This window comes from Paenibacillus pabuli (genome assembly GCF_039831995.1).
In the GTDB taxonomy this organism is placed as follows: domain Bacteria; phylum Bacillota; class Bacilli; order Paenibacillales; family Paenibacillaceae; genus Paenibacillus; species Paenibacillus pabuli_C.
In genome coordinates this window covers 195,432-215,132 of record NZ_JBDOIO010000005.1, presented here as the reverse complement: position 1 = coordinate 215,132, position 19,701 = coordinate 195,432, and the positions used below count along the sequence as shown (strand labels likewise).

The 19,701-nt window shown below is 43.2% G+C and carries 10 protein-coding genes; all 10 read left to right on the top strand.

Going from position 1 to position 19,701, the window contains the following annotated elements:
• The first annotated feature begins 4 nt into the window (after positions 1 to 4).
• The gene (locus tag ABGV42_RS27730; RefSeq protein WP_347384608.1) at positions 5 to 763 is read left to right on the top strand and encodes a WecB/TagA/CpsF family glycosyltransferase; all 759 of its coding nucleotides are present in this window, start codon (positions 5 to 7) and stop codon (positions 761 to 763) included.
• A gap of 377 nt (positions 764 to 1,140) precedes the next feature.
• Positions 1,141 to 2,268, top strand: coding sequence for a glycosyltransferase family 4 protein (locus tag ABGV42_RS27725; RefSeq protein ID WP_347384607.1), 1,128 nt, complete (start codon positions 1,141 to 1,143; stop codon positions 2,266 to 2,268).
• 161 nt (positions 2,269 to 2,429) lie between these two features.
• Positions 2,430 to 6,314, top strand: a complete 3,885-nt coding sequence (locus ABGV42_RS27720; RefSeq protein WP_347384606.1) for an S-layer homology domain-containing protein — start codon at positions 2,430 to 2,432, stop codon at positions 6,312 to 6,314.
• A gap of 205 nt (positions 6,315 to 6,519) precedes the next feature.
• Positions 6,520 to 6,861 carry a hypothetical protein gene (locus ABGV42_RS27715; protein ID WP_095359948.1) on the top strand — a complete coding sequence of 114 codons (342 nt, stop codon included), beginning with the start codon at positions 6,520 to 6,522 and terminating at the stop codon, positions 6,859 to 6,861.
• A gap of 517 nt (positions 6,862 to 7,378) precedes the next feature.
• Complete coding sequence (locus tag ABGV42_RS27710; RefSeq protein ID WP_347384605.1) at positions 7,379 to 10,381, top strand: S-layer homology domain-containing protein; 3,003 nt, start codon at positions 7,379 to 7,381, stop codon at positions 10,379 to 10,381.
• 228 nt (positions 10,382 to 10,609) lie between these two features.
• On the top strand, positions 10,610 to 13,159 hold the full coding sequence (locus tag ABGV42_RS27705) for a DUF4352 domain-containing protein (RefSeq protein ID WP_347384604.1): 2,550 nt from the start codon (positions 10,610 to 10,612) through the stop codon (positions 13,157 to 13,159).
• 105 nt (positions 13,160 to 13,264) lie between these two features.
• Positions 13,265 to 13,822, top strand: coding sequence for a hypothetical protein (locus tag ABGV42_RS27700; RefSeq protein ID WP_347384603.1), 558 nt, complete (start codon positions 13,265 to 13,267; stop codon positions 13,820 to 13,822).
• Between the two features lie 137 nt (positions 13,823 to 13,959).
• The gene (locus ABGV42_RS27695) at positions 13,960 to 14,235 is read left to right on the top strand and encodes an alpha/beta-type small acid-soluble spore protein (RefSeq protein ID WP_095291345.1); all 276 of its coding nucleotides are present in this window, start codon (positions 13,960 to 13,962) and stop codon (positions 14,233 to 14,235) included.
• A 255-nt stretch (positions 14,236 to 14,490) separates the two neighbouring features.
• Positions 14,491 to 15,693, top strand: a complete 1,203-nt coding sequence (gene metK, locus ABGV42_RS27690; RefSeq protein WP_095291347.1) for a methionine adenosyltransferase — start codon at positions 14,491 to 14,493, stop codon at positions 15,691 to 15,693.
• Positions 15,694 to 15,906: 213 nt separating this feature from the next.
• Positions 15,907 to 19,635 carry a SwmB domain-containing protein gene (locus ABGV42_RS27685; protein WP_347384602.1) on the top strand — a complete coding sequence of 1,243 codons (3,729 nt, stop codon included), beginning with the start codon at positions 15,907 to 15,909 and terminating at the stop codon, positions 19,633 to 19,635.
• The last annotated feature ends 66 nt before the right edge of the window (positions 19,636 to 19,701 follow it).

Below are 19,701 nucleotides of genomic sequence, written 5' to 3'. Positions count from 1 at the left end.
AAAGATGAATCAGACCGGATCAATACCTACCGTTTCGATCTATGGCATTCCTTTTTCCAAACTGACGATGAAAGAAACGGTGGAGACTCTCCGGGAAGCCGTGTTGTCCAAGAAGCCGCACCAGGTCATTACAGCGAACCCGATCATGGTGATGGCAGCACTGGAGAATCCGTCCATGATGCAGGTGATGCAGTCTGCCGAATTGATTGTACCGGATGGTACAGGTGTCGTATGGGCTGCCAATTATTGTGGTGACCCTGTGGCAGAGCGAGTACCCGGATTTGAGCTTTTACATGAATTGCTGCGGGTTGGAGAAAACTATCGCTGGGGCGTTTATTTGCTCGGTTCCACCCCTGAGGTGATTCAAGAAACGGCAGTTCGGTTACAACAGCAATATCCGGCGATCCGTATTGTAGGTTATCGCGACGGTTATTTTGGTCCGGCTGAGGACGAAGAGGTGGTTGCTTCCATTCGCGAAGCTGCACCTGATCTTCTGTTTGTGGCACGCGGCGCAGATACGCAGGAGCCCTGGATTCACAAGTACAAGGAGGCGCTTCAGGTTCCCGTAACCATGGGCGTTGGAGGCAGTTTCGATGTCATTTCCGGCAAAACGAAACGCGCCCCAAAACTGTTCCAGAAGCTGAGACTGGAGTGGTTTTACCGACTGCTTCGCGAACCGAGTCGTGCTGGCCGCATGCTTGCGCTTCCAAAATTCGCGATTAAAGTGATCCAGGACAAAGAAAACGTGACTAAAGCCCGTTAAATACAGGCTATTACGAGAAAAATGAACGTTTTTGCTAAAAATTGAGGTTGGCATTTCGGGTGTGATCAGCGTATAATTCATTCCGGATTACATGTGTGTTCGCAAAGAATGAATCAGACCGTTACACTTGGCACTACGATTGCAAGACAACCTTCCGATTGCTGTTATCTCCAGATTTCTTTTATTCCCTTTAGATAGGGAGAAATCCGGTGATAAAGGCAAACGTTACACTTCTCCAGGTTTTCCTTGCACTCTTCGTTATCGTGTAACAAATATGCTTCATTAAATATGGCTAACAATATTTCTTTATATATAAAAAAGAGATCAGGGGATTTATAATTTCGTATGGGTATTATAATTGGGGGTCGAATGTTCAAATGGTAGCGATCTTTATCATTGGATTTATCGTGTCGATGGGACTGGCTCTTGCCCTGACACCGCTTGTCAAAAAGTTCGCGGTTAAAATAGGTGCAATGGATACGCCGAATGCGCGTAAAGTGCATACTCGGATTATGCCACGTCTCGGTGGTTTGGGAATTTTTCTTGCTTTTATTATTACAGTAGCTGCACTTCTTCCATTTGTATCTGCATGGTTTACAACAAGAGATATGAGCTTTGTCAGTGCCTTTCTGATCGGTGGATCTATTATTGTTCTGATTGGTGCACTGGATGACCGTTTCGAACTGTCAGCCAAAGTAAAACTGCTTGGGCAGCTCGTTGCTGCTGCTGTAGTCGTATTCGGATTTAATATCCGAGTCGATTTCGTGAACATTCCTTTTCAGGATGCATACTCTTCACTTGAGGCTTGGGTAGCCATTCCGCTGACTATTCTGTGGATCGTTGGTGTTACGAATGCGATTAACCTGATCGACGGTCTGGATGGTCTCGCTGCCGGTGTATCCGGTATTGCGATTGGTACCATTGCCGTGATGTCCTTCCTGATGGGCAATATGATGATTGCCTTGATGTGCTTGGTGCTGCTGGGCAGCATTGTCGGCTTCCTGTTCTTCAACTTCCACCCGGCCAAAATCTTCATGGGAGATACGGGATCACTGTTCCTTGGATTCTCTCTGGCGATGCTGTCCATGCTCGGGTTTAAACAAATTGCAGTCGTGTCCTTCATCACGCCGCTGATCATTATTGGTGTACCGCTTTCGGATACGTTCTTCGCGATCATTCGTCGTGCGGTACAACGGAAACCAATTTTCTCACCGGACAAAGGTCACCTGCATCACTGCCTGCGTGAACTTGGATTCAGCCATCGTCAGACGGTGCTGATCATCTACGGTATTGCCGCATTCTTCGGTGTACTGGCGATCATTCAATCGTCGGCAGCCATGTTCGAAGCCAACTGGGTAACGTTTGTCGTGATCTGTATCATGATGTTCTTCCTGCAAGTTGGTGCAGAAGTTATCGGACTTGTAAGTAAAACCAGACGACCGGTTATTAATTTCCTGATGCGCATGCGCGTCAAAATTAATCCGGAGACTCGCTCGAAATCCTAAATATAAACGCTCGTTTACTGCAATTCTTGAATATTATCCAAGCCCCAAACCTTATCCGTTATGGATAAGGTTTTTTGTTTAATTTGCTGTTTTTACTAAATAATTGGAACCTAGGCACCGATAAAAGAGTTAACTGACTTAAAAAGAGGAGAGATGATTGCATGCAGCGTACGAGGAAGCCGATGATTTGGCTTATGATGGTGGCACTGGTTGTATCGTTGATACCGGCAGGCTTGGCACCAGTCGCATCGGCGGCAGACAAACCGACGAGTTATTTTACTCCCGATATTTCCGAATTCAGAAATACGGTTGATTTGACATTGACAGCAGGGGCTAATCAGATAACACGAGATAAAGTATATAAAGTAACAGATGCTCAACAAGCGATTACGGGTACGTATACCAAAGTAACGGGTTCAACACTGGGTGCAAACATACAATTGTTGAACTGGGACCAAAGCACAAATCGCTGGGTAGAAGATCCTGCACGTGTTGCTCCAGCAGTAGTCACGTTAGATACAGATAGACCGGATAATCGTTTCAAGGCAAATCTCACTCTTTATCCGGGTATGAACCGCATCACATTTACGGGTGCACAAGGACAGAATGAACGTTCTGAGACGTTTTATATCTTGTTTGACCAAGTACCTTACGTAGAAAAGTTGCAAGTACTCGGTGGATCGGATAACTTGGACCTTAATGAAGGGACTCAAATTGTAGTAAACAAGGACGAGATTACACTTCAAGGTACAGCTGTCAACGCTACGAAAGTGACGGTGTCTGTAAACAATGGCCAAGCTTTGGCAACACAGCTTTTACAAAATTATTCATTCTTCTCACCGCAGCTTAAGCTGAATCCAGGTGTGAATGATCTGAAGCTGGTTGTACAAAATGGTTCTGACACACTAACGTTCAACTATTCACTATTTTATTATGATGAGAAAAATCCAATCGTGAAATTGGATCTGTTAGATTCTAGTAGAAATGCACAAAGTTTGCTTGGTGTTGAACCCGTATTCACCGAAGATACGGATAATGCCAAAGTGCATGTACAAATGTTGATTCCTTATGACGAAGTAAATAAAAATAAATTCAGCGAAGGCGCTGAAATTTATGTAGACAACAACACAACAAAAGAGACACCTACCTTTACTGAAGAAGTTTTCATTCCAAGTCTGAAAGATAACACGCCTTCGTATTGGTTAGTTTCTTTTGATATAAATGCTGTGAATTTTAACAAGGGTACGAATGGCGAAATTTTAGAAGATCAAAATCATACATTGTCCGTAACTTACGGAACAAAGACTGTAAGCAAACGTATGGATTTCCAGTACATGAAAGGTCAGACCGTCATTACTGATCTGAAGTATCTCAAGGGCTATAGCGGAAGTGGGACCGATAATCTCCCGACTGGGGAGCCTTTGAACGGTGCTAAAGTGGACTCAGGTGACTTCTACATTATGGTCAACACGAACGGCAAACCAGCTAATCCGCTGACAGGATTGAAAGCCAATTACCTTCCACTCGGGACAAGTGGAATCACGGTGAACCATGTGGCTACAGTTTCAGATACCAGTTATATCTTCAAAGTGGTTGGATTAAAGAACGGTAACCAAACCGTTCGTTTTAACTACGATAGTTCAACAGCCTATAAAGATGTTACCATTTCATATGCATCCAAAAATTATATATATGTTGAAAATTTGACTGATGGTCAAACGTATAATGTGGATTCTGGGGCCAACAATACCCTAGCCGTCAAAGGACAATACATTGACTTCGAAGACACAATCAATAGTAATTATTTCGTTGCAGAAGTGTTTGCTAACGGTGTGAAGGTTAAATCAACGAATACTTCAGAGGGTCTTGACCCTACCTGGTTAAATAAAACCACCGGAGCCTTCAATTTCCCACTGAATATTTCCTTAAAGGACGGACCTTTGGTCTTTGGGGAAAACAGAATTATTTTGACAGGTACAGGTAAGGATGAGAAGGGACAAGCCCGTGAAATTCGCAAAGAACTCCGGATATATGTTGTAGATAATAATGTATCTACGATTACTAACTTCCAGCCTGCTGTGGGAAAAGATCGTCCTAGTTTTCCTCCAAAAGAATTCAGCGCGGACAACCCGCAGCTGGCCCAGATTTTCAATCTTACGCCTGAGTTTATTTACAATGATAGTAAGTACACGACCAGCTTAAAGAACTACGATTTGGTTCTGCGTGGTAGCGGTGCAGTCAAGATGAATTTGAATATGGGAACCAAGAATATCCTGTCAGTTGACTTGCCTGCTAACTCGGTAAATAATGCAGTGGTTACTTTTGCAGGTGATCGCTACACTTATGATTTCGCAGGTGATCAAAAAGACTTTATTATGCGTGTTCAGGATTTGGTTGCAGATGCGCCAGGGACGTATGTGTACACCTTGGAACTAATCAATGAGACCGGAGCTAAAACATCGCAAAAGCTGGAGATTGTCAGAGAAGTGAGTGCCTATCGCATTCTGTCTCCACAACCAACCGTTGGTAATCAGATCGTGGTAAACAAAAACTTTGTTCACTTTGACATTGAAGCAGAGGGAGCAACAGAAGTGCTTATCGGTAAAGATCCTGCTGTGAAACGTACAGATTTGGGAGAGAACCGTTTTGTATATGACTATGTAGGATTGAAACAAGATAAAGAAAATAAAATCAAAATCACAATCACACGTGCTGGTACAAGTAATACGGATACCATTGAGGTGTTCTACACAGGTACTGTGGGTGTAGATGCTCAGTACATGGCACCGAAAGTGGCAACCAAATATAACGTATTCAACAAGGGGCTTCAACTCAGTTTCCCGAAAGGTACTGTAATGCAAAGCACCAGCACAAGAGGTATTACGAAGTACTATCCGGATACAAAGCTTCTATTCGGTATTGCAGACCCGACTACGGGGATTGTAGAACGTCGCAATGACTATGGTAACATTATTGGCTTCCCTGGAACGGGTGAAAATAGTGGTGCTCCGGCTTGGAGTATCCCGGATGAGTACTTGCTTAACTTTGGATCAACAAGTGCATCAAGTAACTTTGGGGCAATCTCTGATATCTATTGGATTAATGGGGGCTTGGGTGAGGCAGGAGATCTGGGCTCAGCTACGTATGCAGCTCCAACGAATGGATTGACGCCTTACTCTGTAGAAGGGTTGTTTGGTAACCCTCAAACACCTACAGAGCGCAAAATAACACCATCACAGCGGGGAACTCTTACGCTCGCCTTTGATCCTAACGTGGTAGACGAAGCTGGTTCTACAATTACCGTATATCGGTATACAGCAACTCGCCAGTGGGAAAATATCGGAGGTGAGGTTGATACCAAAGCACATACGGTCACTGTGCCGTTCGATGAATTCGGATACTATAAAGTAATGAAGTTGAGTCGAAGCTACAATGACATAACGAATCATAACTGGGCTCGTAATATTTTGAATGGTCTCTATTCCAAAGGATTTATGAACAACTTGCGTTTCGAGCAATTTGGTACAGATGATCAGACAACTCGTGGTGAGTTCGCGACACTGCTGGTTAAAGGTCTTAATTTGCCAATTAACTCGGACAATAATCGTACGTTCGTGGATCTCGTACCAGGTGCACGATCTGCAACATGGGATTATGACCGTATTGAGACAGCGGCAAGAGCAGGGATAGTAACGGGTCTGACGGACGGTGTGTTTGGACCGGATCAACCGTTGACTCGTGAACAAGCAGCAGTCATGATTGCTCGTGCTCTGAAGCTGAAATTGGCAACGAATGATAGTAAGCTGGATGCTTCACTTGCTAAGGCATTTTTGGATTCAGGCAGCATTGAGAAGTATGCAGGTCCATCGATTATGGCAGTATCAAAGGCTAAAATCATGGAAGGAGCTGCTATCACGGTTCCGGGCCAGAAGAAGCCACAGTACAATTTCAATCCAAAAGGTAATTTAACTCGTGCAGAAGCGGGTAAAATTGCTGTTGAACTGCTCAAGAAAAGCACCAAAGTATTCCCTAAAAACTTGAGCTAATTCATCAAAGTTCATTTATGCATTATTGGAAGGACCTGTCCCTTGTGCTAAAGGGGCGGGTCTTTTTGACTGTAAAGGAATCGGCAAAAGAACACTTTTATAATAGAAGAAAGATGATTTTTACCAATAACTATTTTTGTAATTTGCTAGAGTTTAAGATACAATAACGGTAAATACACAATGATCTAGAGGGTGAAGTTAGCTAATGAAACCGATTTATTCGAAGGCCCAGCTGGGCTACATGAAGGCAAAGACACAGTTCGAGAAGCAGGCAGTCATTCTGGAAAAGAAAATAGAAGATACACGTAAAACGCAGGAAGTGACCCAAGAAGTGATGGAAGGGCTCGTGCAAGCGACTGGCTTCCATGACGCATATAACCAATTGGTTCTAGCTGAGAATGAATTGATTGAATGGTCTCATACCACCATGAAACATGAAAAGACGTACCGTGAAAATAGACAACCGATTGATGATATGTATCTGAGACTGAACAGTGATCCAGAGATGCGTGCTCAAATTATCGATCTTGCGATGAAAATTCGCTAAGTTATATAGCGAGAAATGGATACAAAGGCATTCCATGCGGAATGCCTTTTATTTTTTTGTTATTTGAAGAATTTGTCGCTTCTTGTGGGTGCTGAAGGGGTATAAATAAACGTTCACATCCATACAGACATAACAGAAGACGAGCTTGGCTGCTGCAATAACACCGGTTTCAAGGTTTTGAACCCTCAATTTGCCCGCACTGCGTCAATACATAAATAAGTTCAAAACTTTTTTTGAAGAATCCGCAACTTTTTGAAATCTACTGCGTTTAAGATGTAGAGTCAAAAACATTGGGCCTCTTACCAAGATTGACCTCGTGAAGAATCTTGTCTATTTATTAGAAAAAATTGCTTTACGGCGAGAGTAACCCATTGTATAATACGTTAGGTAGGATTAGGAAACTACTCTATTTTCGTATGATTCTAAGATTAAGCTAGTTTACAAGTTTCTGTGATAAGCTCACAGACATCATTTATATTAACTTGCTCAGGACTCTGGAAAGGGGGTGCAACAATATATGAGGAACACGAGCGAAACTATTAAAGAAAATTCCCATGTTATGAACGCCCAAGGAGGAGAAAAAAAGGTTATGAAGAAAATTTTATCCGTAGCTTTGTCTACAGCAATGGCATTCTCGATGTTTGCATCTGTAGCATTTGGTGATACAGCTACTACACCACAACAACAGTTTGATGCATTGAAAGCAAAAGGTATCTTCAATGGTTATCCAGATGGTACTGCAGGACTGAACAAAGAAATGACTCGCGCTGAGTTCGCTAAAGTCATCACTAAATTGCTCGGCCTGAAAGAAATCACTGGTGTATATTCCTACACTGACAAAAACTACAATGCTAAAAACTGGGCTGCTCCTTACATCGAAGCAGTAACAGCTGCAGGCATCATGGAAGGTAAAAACACTGAGAAAAAAATCTTCGATTTCAACGGTAAAGTAACAATCGAAGAGATGGCTACCATCTTGACTCGTGCACTTGACCTTGAAGTTCCAACTGAAACTAACAACTCAGCATCCGCATGGGCTAAAGGTTATGTTCAAGCGGCAATCAATGCAGGATTGCTTGATTCCAGCCTGAACTTCCAATCCAATGCTTCCCGCGAATTGCTCGTTGGCGCTGCATATGCAGTTGATCAAGAGCAAAGCCTGAAAGTTGCTTCTTACGATGTAACTGAAGCTGGTAAAGTTGTTACTTTCAAAATGAGCGACGGTGAATCCGTTAAAGTAACTTTGGATAAAGCTCTCGAAGCTAACAAAGAAACTGAAGTGAAATTTACTTATAAAGAAAAAGAGTTCACTGAGAAAGTTACTTATGTAACTACAGTAGCTCAAGCAGTATCTTCTGTAACTGCTACAAACCTGAAAGAAATCACAGTTAAATTCGACGGTACTGTAGATCCTAACTCTGCTGAAAGCACAAACAACTATGTTGTTAGTGGTTTGACATTCAAGAGCGCTACATTGTCCGATGACAAAACAACAGTAACTTTGTTGGTTGATGCAAACTCTTCTGCTCTGACTAACCAAAGAGCAACTAGTCTGCAAATCAACAACGTTAAAAATGCTGATGCAACTAAAACATTCACACAAAAAGTAGAGTTTACTCCACTTGATGTTGCAGTTCCAGAAGTGAAAGAAGTTAAAGCTCTGGGAACAAAAGCATTCAAAGTAGTATTCAGCGAGCCAGTTCAACAATCCACAGTTAACGCTACTTCTTTCCGCGTTGACAACAACGTGATTGCTGCTTCTGTAAAATACGTTTACCCTAACACGGCAATCGTAACTACAGACCTGACTGCTGGTGAACACACATTGCGTGTGAGCGATGTTAAAGACTTCTCTGGTCTGACAATCGTTCCAGTAGAAAACAAATTCACTGCAGCTGTAGATACTGCTGCTCCACAAGTTGTTTCTGTTAAGTCCAACGACTTGAAAGAAGTAACTGTTGAATTCGACGAAACTGTTAAGAGCGTTGCAAGTGCATATGCAAACGTTACTGGAAACAGTGCACAATCGATCGAAATCAATGATAACAAAGTAACATTGAAGTTCAATAACCCATTGAACTACAGTGAGAACACAATCCACTTGGCTACTGTAAGTGACTACAGCAACAACACTGCTTCTGTAGACGCTAAAGTAACTCCAACTTTGGATACTGTTCGTCCAACTGTAGTAAGCACTGACTTCTACGTTGAAAACGGAAACTACTATGCTAAGTTCCAATTCAGCAAATCGTTGAAAGTTGATTCTGCAACAAATCCTGACAACTATGTGCTGAAAAACTCTGATGGTAAAGTTCCTTCCATCGCTGGTGTTGATGCAGACGGAAACCCAGTAATCAAACCTGTATACACAGACAGCAACAAAACAGTTGTTGTAAATCTGGGTAGCAGCTTGAACGCTGATGCTACTTACACATTGACTGTGTCTGGTGTTGTAGATACTGCATATGTTGGTAACGTATTGTTGCCTTACACTGCTACTCTGAACGCTAACACGGCTCAAAACGGTAAAGTTACTCGTGTATGGGCTGATGCAACAGGTGTTAAGCCGAACTACATCTACGTTCAATTCAACAAAACTTTGGCAACAACTGGTGAAGGAAACGCTTTGGAAGCAGCGAAATATATTGTTAAAGACAAAAATGGTCTTTTCTTCCAAGTTTCTAAAGAGAACAATGACATTAACTTGATCTCTACAAACACTGTACGTCTTTCTGTTACTGGTACTGTTCCAGCTGGTTTCGATTGGACTAGCGGAGTTCAAGTAACTGCAAGCTACATTAAAGATTCAGAAGGTAAATACTTCAACAACGGAAGCTTCACTGTTGGAGATGCGCTGAGTGGTTCTACAATCGGCGTAACTGGTGATGTTTACGCTACTAGCACTAAAGAAATCAAAATCAAATTTGACGCTGCATTGTCCAACGTTAACTTGAGTGATTTCTCCGTAACTGGCGTTAAATCCCAACCAACTTCTTACACATTGACAGACAACAATAAAACATTGTTGTTGAAATTTGCTGACGATGCAGTTCCAGTTGATCTGACTAATGTATTCGTAAGCACTGTATCCACATACACTCAAGATGCTTATGGAAACAAAATTGCGGCTATCCCTGCAACAGCTGTTAAAGATGGTGTCGCTCCAACATTTGTAAGTGGTGGATTCACTAAAACAGGAAATGTTTACACTGCTAAAATCACTGTATCTGAAAATGTTTATCAAAGTAACAAAGTAACAGATGCTTTCGTTAAAGAACTGTTCACACTGAACATTGGTTCTGATGAAGTTAAGATTGACACTGTTACAGTAAATGGTACTAACCAAATCACAGTAACAGCTACAGCTACTGCTACTCAAGCAGGCAACGGAAACGCACTCGTATCGTTGAAATTCAACGGAACGAACAACGAGTCCGCTAAAGCAGTAACTGATTACAATGGTAACGCTCTGGGCGCAATCACAGTTGCAGCTCAAAACAGCACAATCGTTGCTCCTTAATTGGAACTCGCTTGATAAAGACCCCACGATTTCGTGGGGTCTTTTATTTTTTGACTTAAATAAAGTACATAAACAATGAGCAATTAGATGCTATAAAAAGTTAGTAGCAGGAAATGCTTTACTCTATCTACATTAATCTAATACAAATAGTAATATCTTTGAAACTTCCTGCTATGAACAATCGTCTATACTATAGATACTTTGGAAATTAATGTTTGGAGGTTTCAAGTGAAAAATAACCTGAAGAAAGTCATGATCGCAAGTGTCGTGCTGGGAATCACTCAAACTGTTTGGATACATGATCTGTCGGCTGTACAAGCCGCAGGTACTACGAAGTCCATATCTCAAACGAAAACAACCTTGAAAACGCTGGCAAATGTTCCGGGTGTCAAGCTATCGACAAAAAGCAGTGTCAAGATTACGGATGTGAATGTACTGACACAGGATGAAGGCAAGTTGATTACGTACACCCTCACATATACGAACAATGAAAAGCGAAGCTTGCAGTTAGTTGATTACTGGACAAAGGTTAGAAGTAAAGGTGGTACGAGTTATACTTCCAAATTGCTGACGCAAGATGCTGAGAAAAAGAGTGTTGCTGCTGGCTCTACTTTATCCGTTACATATGTGACGACTGTTGGGAAAAACGTGCAGCTAAGCAATCTGAATTTTGAAATTGTAAAATGGGACTTCAGCAAGCCAAATTATGAAAGCATTCTGGGGAAAATCAATATTCCTGCCTCGTACACTGTGGCTACCCCAGTGAATACAGTCAAAAAGGTACGGATCAATGATATTCCGGTAAAAATTAAAGTCCAGGGTCTACAGACATTCTCAGCCTCAGATACATCCAATTATGCGAGTGTAAAAATTAATCTGCATAACGTGGGGTATAAGGGGTTGGATAATCCAAATGTGAAGTGGGTTCTGAGAACAAAAGGTGGCAGCAGCTACCCGCTTAATCTAAATTCGAACGATACAACGTACAGCGTACAGCCTCAAGAGTCCAAGAGCATCAACTATATAACAACTGTTCCCAAGAAGGTGAAGTTGGATGGGGCTGAGCTTATTATGGTACAAGAGAACGAAGCCGAGAAGTCGGTTATTCCACTTGCGACCATGCAAATGCCGAAATCAACCTCCTTGCAGAATACAGAAACTAAGGTTGGAAAGGTACACACAATAACGCTTGAGGATAACAAAGGCAAGATGGCTACGAGTGTAGGAGATGTCAGTGTCAGTCAGACTCATGGTAATAACTATTACACTGTCAATTTCAAATTTAAAAACATAGGATCGCGAGAAGTTTCAGTGCCGAAGTACGAATTTTCGGTTCAAAACAAGAAAGGAAAGGATTTTCCGTTGTCCACCAAAGCGCTCGATAGCTTAAAGTTAAAACCAGACGAAGAGCGGTTAATCCGTCTCACATTTAGTTTGCCTTACGATGAAGCAGAAGGAACTATGAAATTGGTTATGAATACACCAAAAGCTGAGGGCACCGAGGGTACAGAAAGCAAAGAAATTAAATTTTCGTATCCTGCGGGAACGTACATTCTTCCCAAAGCTACTTCCATGCAGCAATCTATTGGTACAGAGAGTACTCTGCAGATTGAAAATGGAACATTGGGTGTCACATGGAATTCTGTTCAGCGTCTACCTTGGGATAATGCAGATGTTTTGTCCGCGAGAGTTACTTTACGCAATATTTCAACCAATACTCTTAAACTTCCACAGTTAAAGGGTATGCTATCCATAGATTCAGCAGATATAGCAGATACTCAATTGTTAATTAGTCAGAACTCTGCTTTGCTTGGGCCTGGCATGTCGCTTGATGTACATCTATTAACATCGTTACCTACCAATCTGGATGTAGCTCAATTACAAGTCGCATTATCTGAAGTTGTGGGCGAGAACACATCTGAATTGATCAGACTTACCCACATTGGCCAACTCCCGCAAGTTCCACAAGTAGAGCTGGGGACTAGCCATGGATTAAATACACCAGGTAAAAAGTCAGAACTACAAGTGAAGAGAACATTGATCTACCCAGGGACATCTTCTGATATCGTATATACCGAGCTCCAGGTGAAAAACATTGAGGATCGGCAGATCGACCTGGCCAAATTAACGGGATATTACGAATCTAAAAATGGTGAGTATTATAAAACAACGGTTAAGCAGATTGATTATCCAGCAGGACCAGGTGATTCTGCATTAGTAACCATGTGGTCCAAAATCCCAAGGAAAACGGTAGTGTCTGATATGAGGCTGTTGATCGGAGAGACAGTAAGTGGGGATACGGGGAAGGAAGGTTCCACTACAGGCGCTGGATATGTTGATGCGGCTTCGTTTGAACTAAAACCGGATCAGGAGTCCACATTAAATACAATTAAGAATCTTGAGATTTACCCATACAGTCTTCAAACGAGAGATTTTAAAGCTTCTCTTAGTGGTGGGTCTACCGTAAACCTTTCATGGAATTATGATGCTGTACGGAATAATGAATTGAACTTGCCAGAAAGTGAACACAAACTTATTGTGCAGCTGATTGAACCTACTGGAAAAGTATTCGACAAAGAGATTGTGCTTGATAAAGACATGAAGGAAGGTAACAATCAATTTTTGAATTGGACCATTCAGGATGTTGTTTTTGAAGATCGACGCAGTGGAGCCTACACCATTGCTATATATGATGAGTTCCAAGGTCAACGGATTAAGCTTGCAACACAGGCGATGGGCTTTGTTCCAGCTGTCGGCAATCTACCAAGTGCTGAATAAATGATAGAATAAGCATCGTTGTTAAATCTTTCTATTAAAGATATGATAGAAATTGACGACAAATATATGTAGATTGTTTTAATAGAAGGGAAGGTACAATCATAAATGAAACCTTATATGAAAGTATCCCTGGCTGCATTAGCCATTGGTGTTGGTGTGTGGGTTGGGTCCGTATACAGCAATACAGCTATAGGTGCAGGAACCAGTCAACCAGGCACAGCCGATGATCCAGTTGTGACGAAGAGTTATGTAGATCAACAAATTCAAAAGGCTCTAAACGGAGGGTCTAATGCCGGTTCAGGAAGCTCCGCAGGCAATAACAGCGGATCTACCGGCACAGGCAGCACAGGTGGTGACACCTCGCTTCCACCGGTGGTATCTGGAGCATCTGATGCGGTAGAGATTGTTACCGTGAAGCCGGGTCAACAGCTGATCGGTAAGTCTGGCGCGGAGTTCATCGTACGCAGCGGCAAGGCTGTGATCGTCAGTGAAGGTACGAACGGTGTAGCTGATCTGACGGACGGGGTTGACCTGACAAATGGACAGGCAGCGCCGACCAATCACCTGCTCTCTTTTCCAAGGGATGGACGGGGCATAACGGTATTGGACGGTAACAAGTACAGCCTGACGGTTATGGTTCGCGGCGGATATTCTTTGAAATAGGTTAAGCATTTATCCGCATTTTTATTCATTTGAGTTGTGTAGATTAACCAGTTCTAACAAACATTTATACGGCTAGCCATCAGGGTTCCTGCTCACTCTATAATTGTACAAAATCAATTAACGGAGGTGCAGGAATCATGGCTAGAAGTAACCGCAGAGTGGTACCGGAAAGTCGTCAGATGCTGGATCAGATGAAGTATGAGATTGCTGCCGAATTTGGTCTGAATGTAGGATATGGTCAAAATGCCCTTGCTGGTGCAGATACCGAGTTTGGTTCTGAGCTGGGAGCTGTGAGTGATCATTCCTATGGGCAGTACAAAGGCTGGGGACATCTGACTTCCCGTGAGAACGGATCGGTTGGTGGCGAGATAACAAAAAGGCTGATTCGTCAGGCAGAAAAGCAGTTATTATAAGGTTTTTCTTTATCCCACATGGTTTGACACGTCTTGACAAATGCGTTAAGATGGCAGTTGAGGTATGCAACCTTTTCCAGGAGGAAAAGGTTGATTTTTTGTTAAGGCAATTACCTGAAAAATCCTTATCTTCGTAACTGCGGACCCTGCGTCCTTATTCCGCCCGGAATGCTTTCGAGGGTACAGTGAACGAATCACCGTAAATGTTTTGTTCGGGCAATCGCCATACTACTAGTTATGGGAGGTTGAAACTTCATGTCTGTTAAAGGCCGACATCTATTCACATCGGAGTCTGTAACCGAAGGACATCCGGATAAGATTTGCGACCAGATCTCGGACGCCGTATTGGACGCGTTTCTGGCGAATGATCCAAACGCTCGCGTAGCGTGCGAAGTTTCCGTGGCTACAGGCCTAGTGCTTGTCATCGGTGAAATCAGTTCAGCTTCTGAATACGTAGACATTCCGGCCATTGTACGTAACACGGTTAAGGAAATCGGGTACACACGTGCCAAATATGGTTTTGACTACAACACTTGTGCCGTTCTGACTTCTCTGAATGAGCAGTCTGCGGATATCGCGCAAGGAGTTAATGCAGCACTGGAGAACCGTGATCCGGCTCAAGTCGCTCGCGAAACAGAAAACATCGGTGCGGGTGACCAAGGTCTGATGTTCGGGTTTGCAACGAACGAAACACCAGAACTCATGCCATTGCCAATCGCATTGTCCCACCGTATTGCACGCCGCCTCGCTGAGGTACGTAAAAACGGTACACTGGATTACCTCCGTCCGGACGGTAAAACTCAAGTAACGATCGAATACGATGGCGACAAAGTCGTTCGTGTCGATACAATTGTAGTATCCACTCAGCACGCTGAAGAGACTACCCTTGAGCAGATTCAAAAAGACATTAAAGAACAAGTTATCCTGCCTGTCGTTCCCGCTGAATTGCTGGATGAGCAGACTAAATATTTCATCAACCCAACAGGACGTTTCGTTATTGGCGGACCTCAAGGAGATGCAGGCCTGACTGGACGTAAAATCATCGTAGATACTTACGGCGGTTATGCACGTCACGGTGGTGGCGCGTTCTCCGGTAAAGATCCGACAAAAGTAGACCGTTCCGCTGCCTATGCGGCTCGCTACGTAGCGAAAAACCTCGTTGCTGCAGGTCTTGCTGACAAAGTGGAAATCCAGCTCGCTTATGCGATTGGTGTAGCCAACCCGGTATCGATCAACGTGGATACATACGGAACTGGCAAAGTCAGCGAAGAGAAGCTGGTTGAGTTGGTACGTAGCAACTTCGATCTGCGTCCAGCTGGCATCATCCGTATGCTGGATCTGCGTCGCCCAATTTACAAACAAACGGCTGCTTACGGTCACTTCGGCCGTACAGATCTGGATGTACCTTGGGAGCAAGTGGACAAAGCAGATGCTTTGAAAGCTCAAGCGGGTCTGTAAGTTTAATTGCGATAGATCCAAGCCTTTGGTTCCGATCAGGAATCAAGGGCTTTTTTGCGTACATAAGTAGTTGGCTAAGTAGGAGGTTTTATAAACGAATTAATATTCCTTTTATTCCCTTTTGGCTAAATAAATTGTCTGATCTAACCGACATACTTAATGAGGTCTGTTCTTTAGACAGGAGAAGAAATATAAGTTGAGGGGGACGAATCGGTGCGTTTGAAACGAATGGCCAAGAAGAGTACAATCGGGCTTTTAATCGTACTATTAACTGCCCAAGGTTGGCTAACAGGTCTGCTTGGAGTGGAAAACACGGCTTATGCAGCAGATGACTTAACTACGTTAGGGGTCACGGCAACGTTACCTGTAATAGGAGAGAAGAACGTAAATGGAGTAATTCCATTGGAGATCGAATTTGGCCAACCTGTTCGAAAAGCAGCGGGCACTACCAGTGGATACATATCAATAAAACGTGTGTCAGATGATTCGGAGGTTATTCCACCTATCTTAGTGGACCCAACGGAATCAAGCAATATTAGCATTACACCAGATGACGCCAGTATTCCGGATGTAGGGAGAAAAGTGATAATTAATCATGCACCTCTGCCGGGAGGAACATATTATGTTCAAATCGATAAAAATTCATTTGTATACGCGGATGAGAATAATACAGCATTCAATGGACTGAGCAAAGAATGGACGTTCCATACACAAGGTGTAGGCACAGCATCATTGGTAGAGAAGGTTCCCGCGAACGCAGCGATGCAGGTATCGCCTTCATCCAATATAACCATGACTTTTGATAAAAAGGTTTTTGCAGGTGCTGGGATACTGCAGATTTTTCAAGGGACTACATTATATGAGGAAATACCTGTGAATGCAGGTTCTCCACGTGTTAATGGTTTGGGGACGAATTCCATTGTGATTGATCCAGAGAAAAACTGGAACAGTAGCAGCACATATTATGTTGTTATGCCAGAAGGCTTTTTAAGGGATGAACTGGGGAACGACATCAGAGGAATAACCGAAACAGAGTGGGGCTATGGCGTAATCTCAGATCCTACTGCTCTTACTGTATCATCTGTTTCTCCAACAAACGGTACGACGAATGCGCCTTTGACGGGAGAACTAACGGTCACATTTAATAAAGAGCTTGATACCAATTATCCAGGTAATGCAACGTTGAGAAAGGCTAATGGTGGAACTGTGGCAGTAACAACGACCATTAACAGTTCAAACAATAGACAGCTGCGAATCGTCCCACAGAGTACACTGGAAAGCAACACGAGTTATTATGTGGATATCCCTGCAAATGTGTTCAGGGACAAGACTGGTAACCTCTTTACAGGATTGACAGGGACCAGTTCATGGGGCTTTAAGACGCTGAGCAGAGATACTACAGCCCCGGTACTCAAAACAGTCAAGATGTATAGTAACAATACGATTCGACTTACTTATGATGAAAGTTTGTTCAACGCTAATCCTGCTTACAGCAGCTTCACGGTAACCGTAAATGGGGAAGCGCGTAATGTCAGCACTGCATATGTATCAGGAGATAGCGTATATGTTGTACTCGATACAGGTGTAGCTGTAGGGCAGGTTGTCCGGATCGGGTATACACCTGGATTGCGTCCAATACAGGATACTTCCCTGAACCCGGCTGCGTCATTTGCAGCACGTGATGTGGAGAATACACTTGATTCGGTCATGTCCAAACCACGGGAAGGTACTGTATATTACAGCACAATTAACCTATACTACCCCGAGACGGTATATATCAACTCTAGTGATGCGGTGTCACAATTCAGTGTGACTGCAAACCAGTCTTCGGTAGGAATTAACAGCATATCCTTAACTAATAGTTCAATGGTTACATTGAATCTGAGCCGTTCCATTACCGATGGGGAAGTAGTTCGTGTCTCGTATGCACCTGGCTCTTCTCCTGTGAAAGACAGTCGGGGACAAGCTCTTGCGGGATTCAGCGGCTTCTATGTTCGGAATAGCATCGATACCAAGGCGCCTGAATTTCAAAGTGCTGAAATAAGGGGCTCCAAGCTATGGATCCGTTATAACGAGCCACTTAGAACAACCAACAAACCGTTAAAAAGCCAGTATTCTGTCCTTGTAGACGGCAAACCATTATTTGTGAATGATACAGATATTGAAGATGACACAGTTACGTTGACTTTGGCTTCAGCTGTAGGCACGAGTCAAAATGTAACACTTTCTTATGTACCGGGTGCATTGCGTTTGACGGACCTAAATGGTAATCCTGCTGGTTATATCAATTTAACACCTGTAAGCTACACAGCGGGTAATGGGATGGTGAAATCAGCTATATTGCAAGGCGATACCTTGACTGTTACTTTTAGAGAATCTCTGCAGTTGCAGAATCTGCTTACTCCTTCTCAATTCGGTGTCCAGTTGGGAGGCTCACAAGTAAGTGTGATTTCTGCAGCATCAAGTGGTACAACATTAACTCTGAAGTTATCCAGTTCGGGCACCAACGGACAAACAGGAACCGTAAGTTATGCACCAGGGATCATCCCGCTGCGTACGCTTGATAACGTCATTGTTGAGGCATTTGGACCTTTATCAATTAGCCAAACTCAAAGCACAGGCTCAACTACCAATACTGGAAGTTTAAGTGGCAACCTGCCATCATGGCTAACTGTATCGGACACATCGGCTTTTAACCAGTCCATGTATGTCATGAGCACAGATGCAGCGACAACAACTTCTGCCCAGTCGCGTAATAGTCGCTCTACTCGTCAGTTTAATGTGGATGCTAGTAAGTTAAATCAGGCATTTCAATATGCAAACTTAAGCAACAATTCAAGTCGAATGGTCGTATTTGAAGTTCCTACAACAGAAGCATCAGCTTATGTAGGGTTCCCAATAGACACGCTAACAGAGATCGCCTCACGTGAACGTTTCTCATTTATTGGGGTGAAATATGGAGATCGTCTGTGGTCAGTGCCTTTGTCGGATTTGAAACCTTCCAGCATTGCACAAAGCGTGAATGCAGGTTCAGGCTCAACATACTTTTATGTTCAACTCGAATCGGTTCCTGTAACTGTCTCCGGTACAATGGACGGTATGCTTGCATCAGCCGGAGCACAAAGAGTATCCGATATTACGGATGTGTATCTATCCGCTTACAATGGCTACAGTGGCCAGCGTGCAGAACAAATGGTAAAGAGTACACTTGCAATTAGACTGCCTTCAACGACAACTGGACCGGCTACTGGGTTAGTCTACATTGATCAAGGTACTTCAGCTCTAGCCAATATTCCTCATCATTTTTCCAATGCAACTGGAGCAGTTATTATAACAGGGCAGCTGAAAGGCAATCAGGCTATTGTGGCTGCATCCCATCCCGTATCGTATCGGGATACTGCTTCACACTGGGCTAAGGACGTCATTGGTGAGCTGTCTGCAAAATGGATTATTAATGGGCAAAATGGGACCTTGTATATTCCCGATCAGCAGATATCACGAGCAGAATTTGCTACTTTAGTGGCAAAAGGATTGGGATTGCCAGGCGACTATGCAAGTGCTCAACAATTTAAAGATGTTCGTTATGGTGATATTTCGGGTGCGTATATTGGTGCAGCGGCTAAAGCAGGTATCGTCACGGGTAATACGGATGGTACTTTCAAACCGGATAGCCTTGTTACTCGTGAGCAGATGGCCATCATGATGGTGCGGGCTTTGGACTATGCTGGTCAGCCAACCGTATTGAATACTTCGGCAGCATCAACATTGTCCAAGTTTAAGGATAGCAACAAAATTCAATCCAAGGATTCTGTTGCTAAGGCCGTACAGGAGGGCATTATTCAGGGAATGACATCGAAGACGTTTGTACCACAAGGTAACGCAACGCGTGCACAAGCAGCGGTAATGTTGAAGCGTGTACTGAACAAATTGGGTTATCTATAATCCGAATGGAATTAAACTGTTTTTTCTAGTTAAAGTAGAGAGTGACCGGTTTATCGGATTGATTTT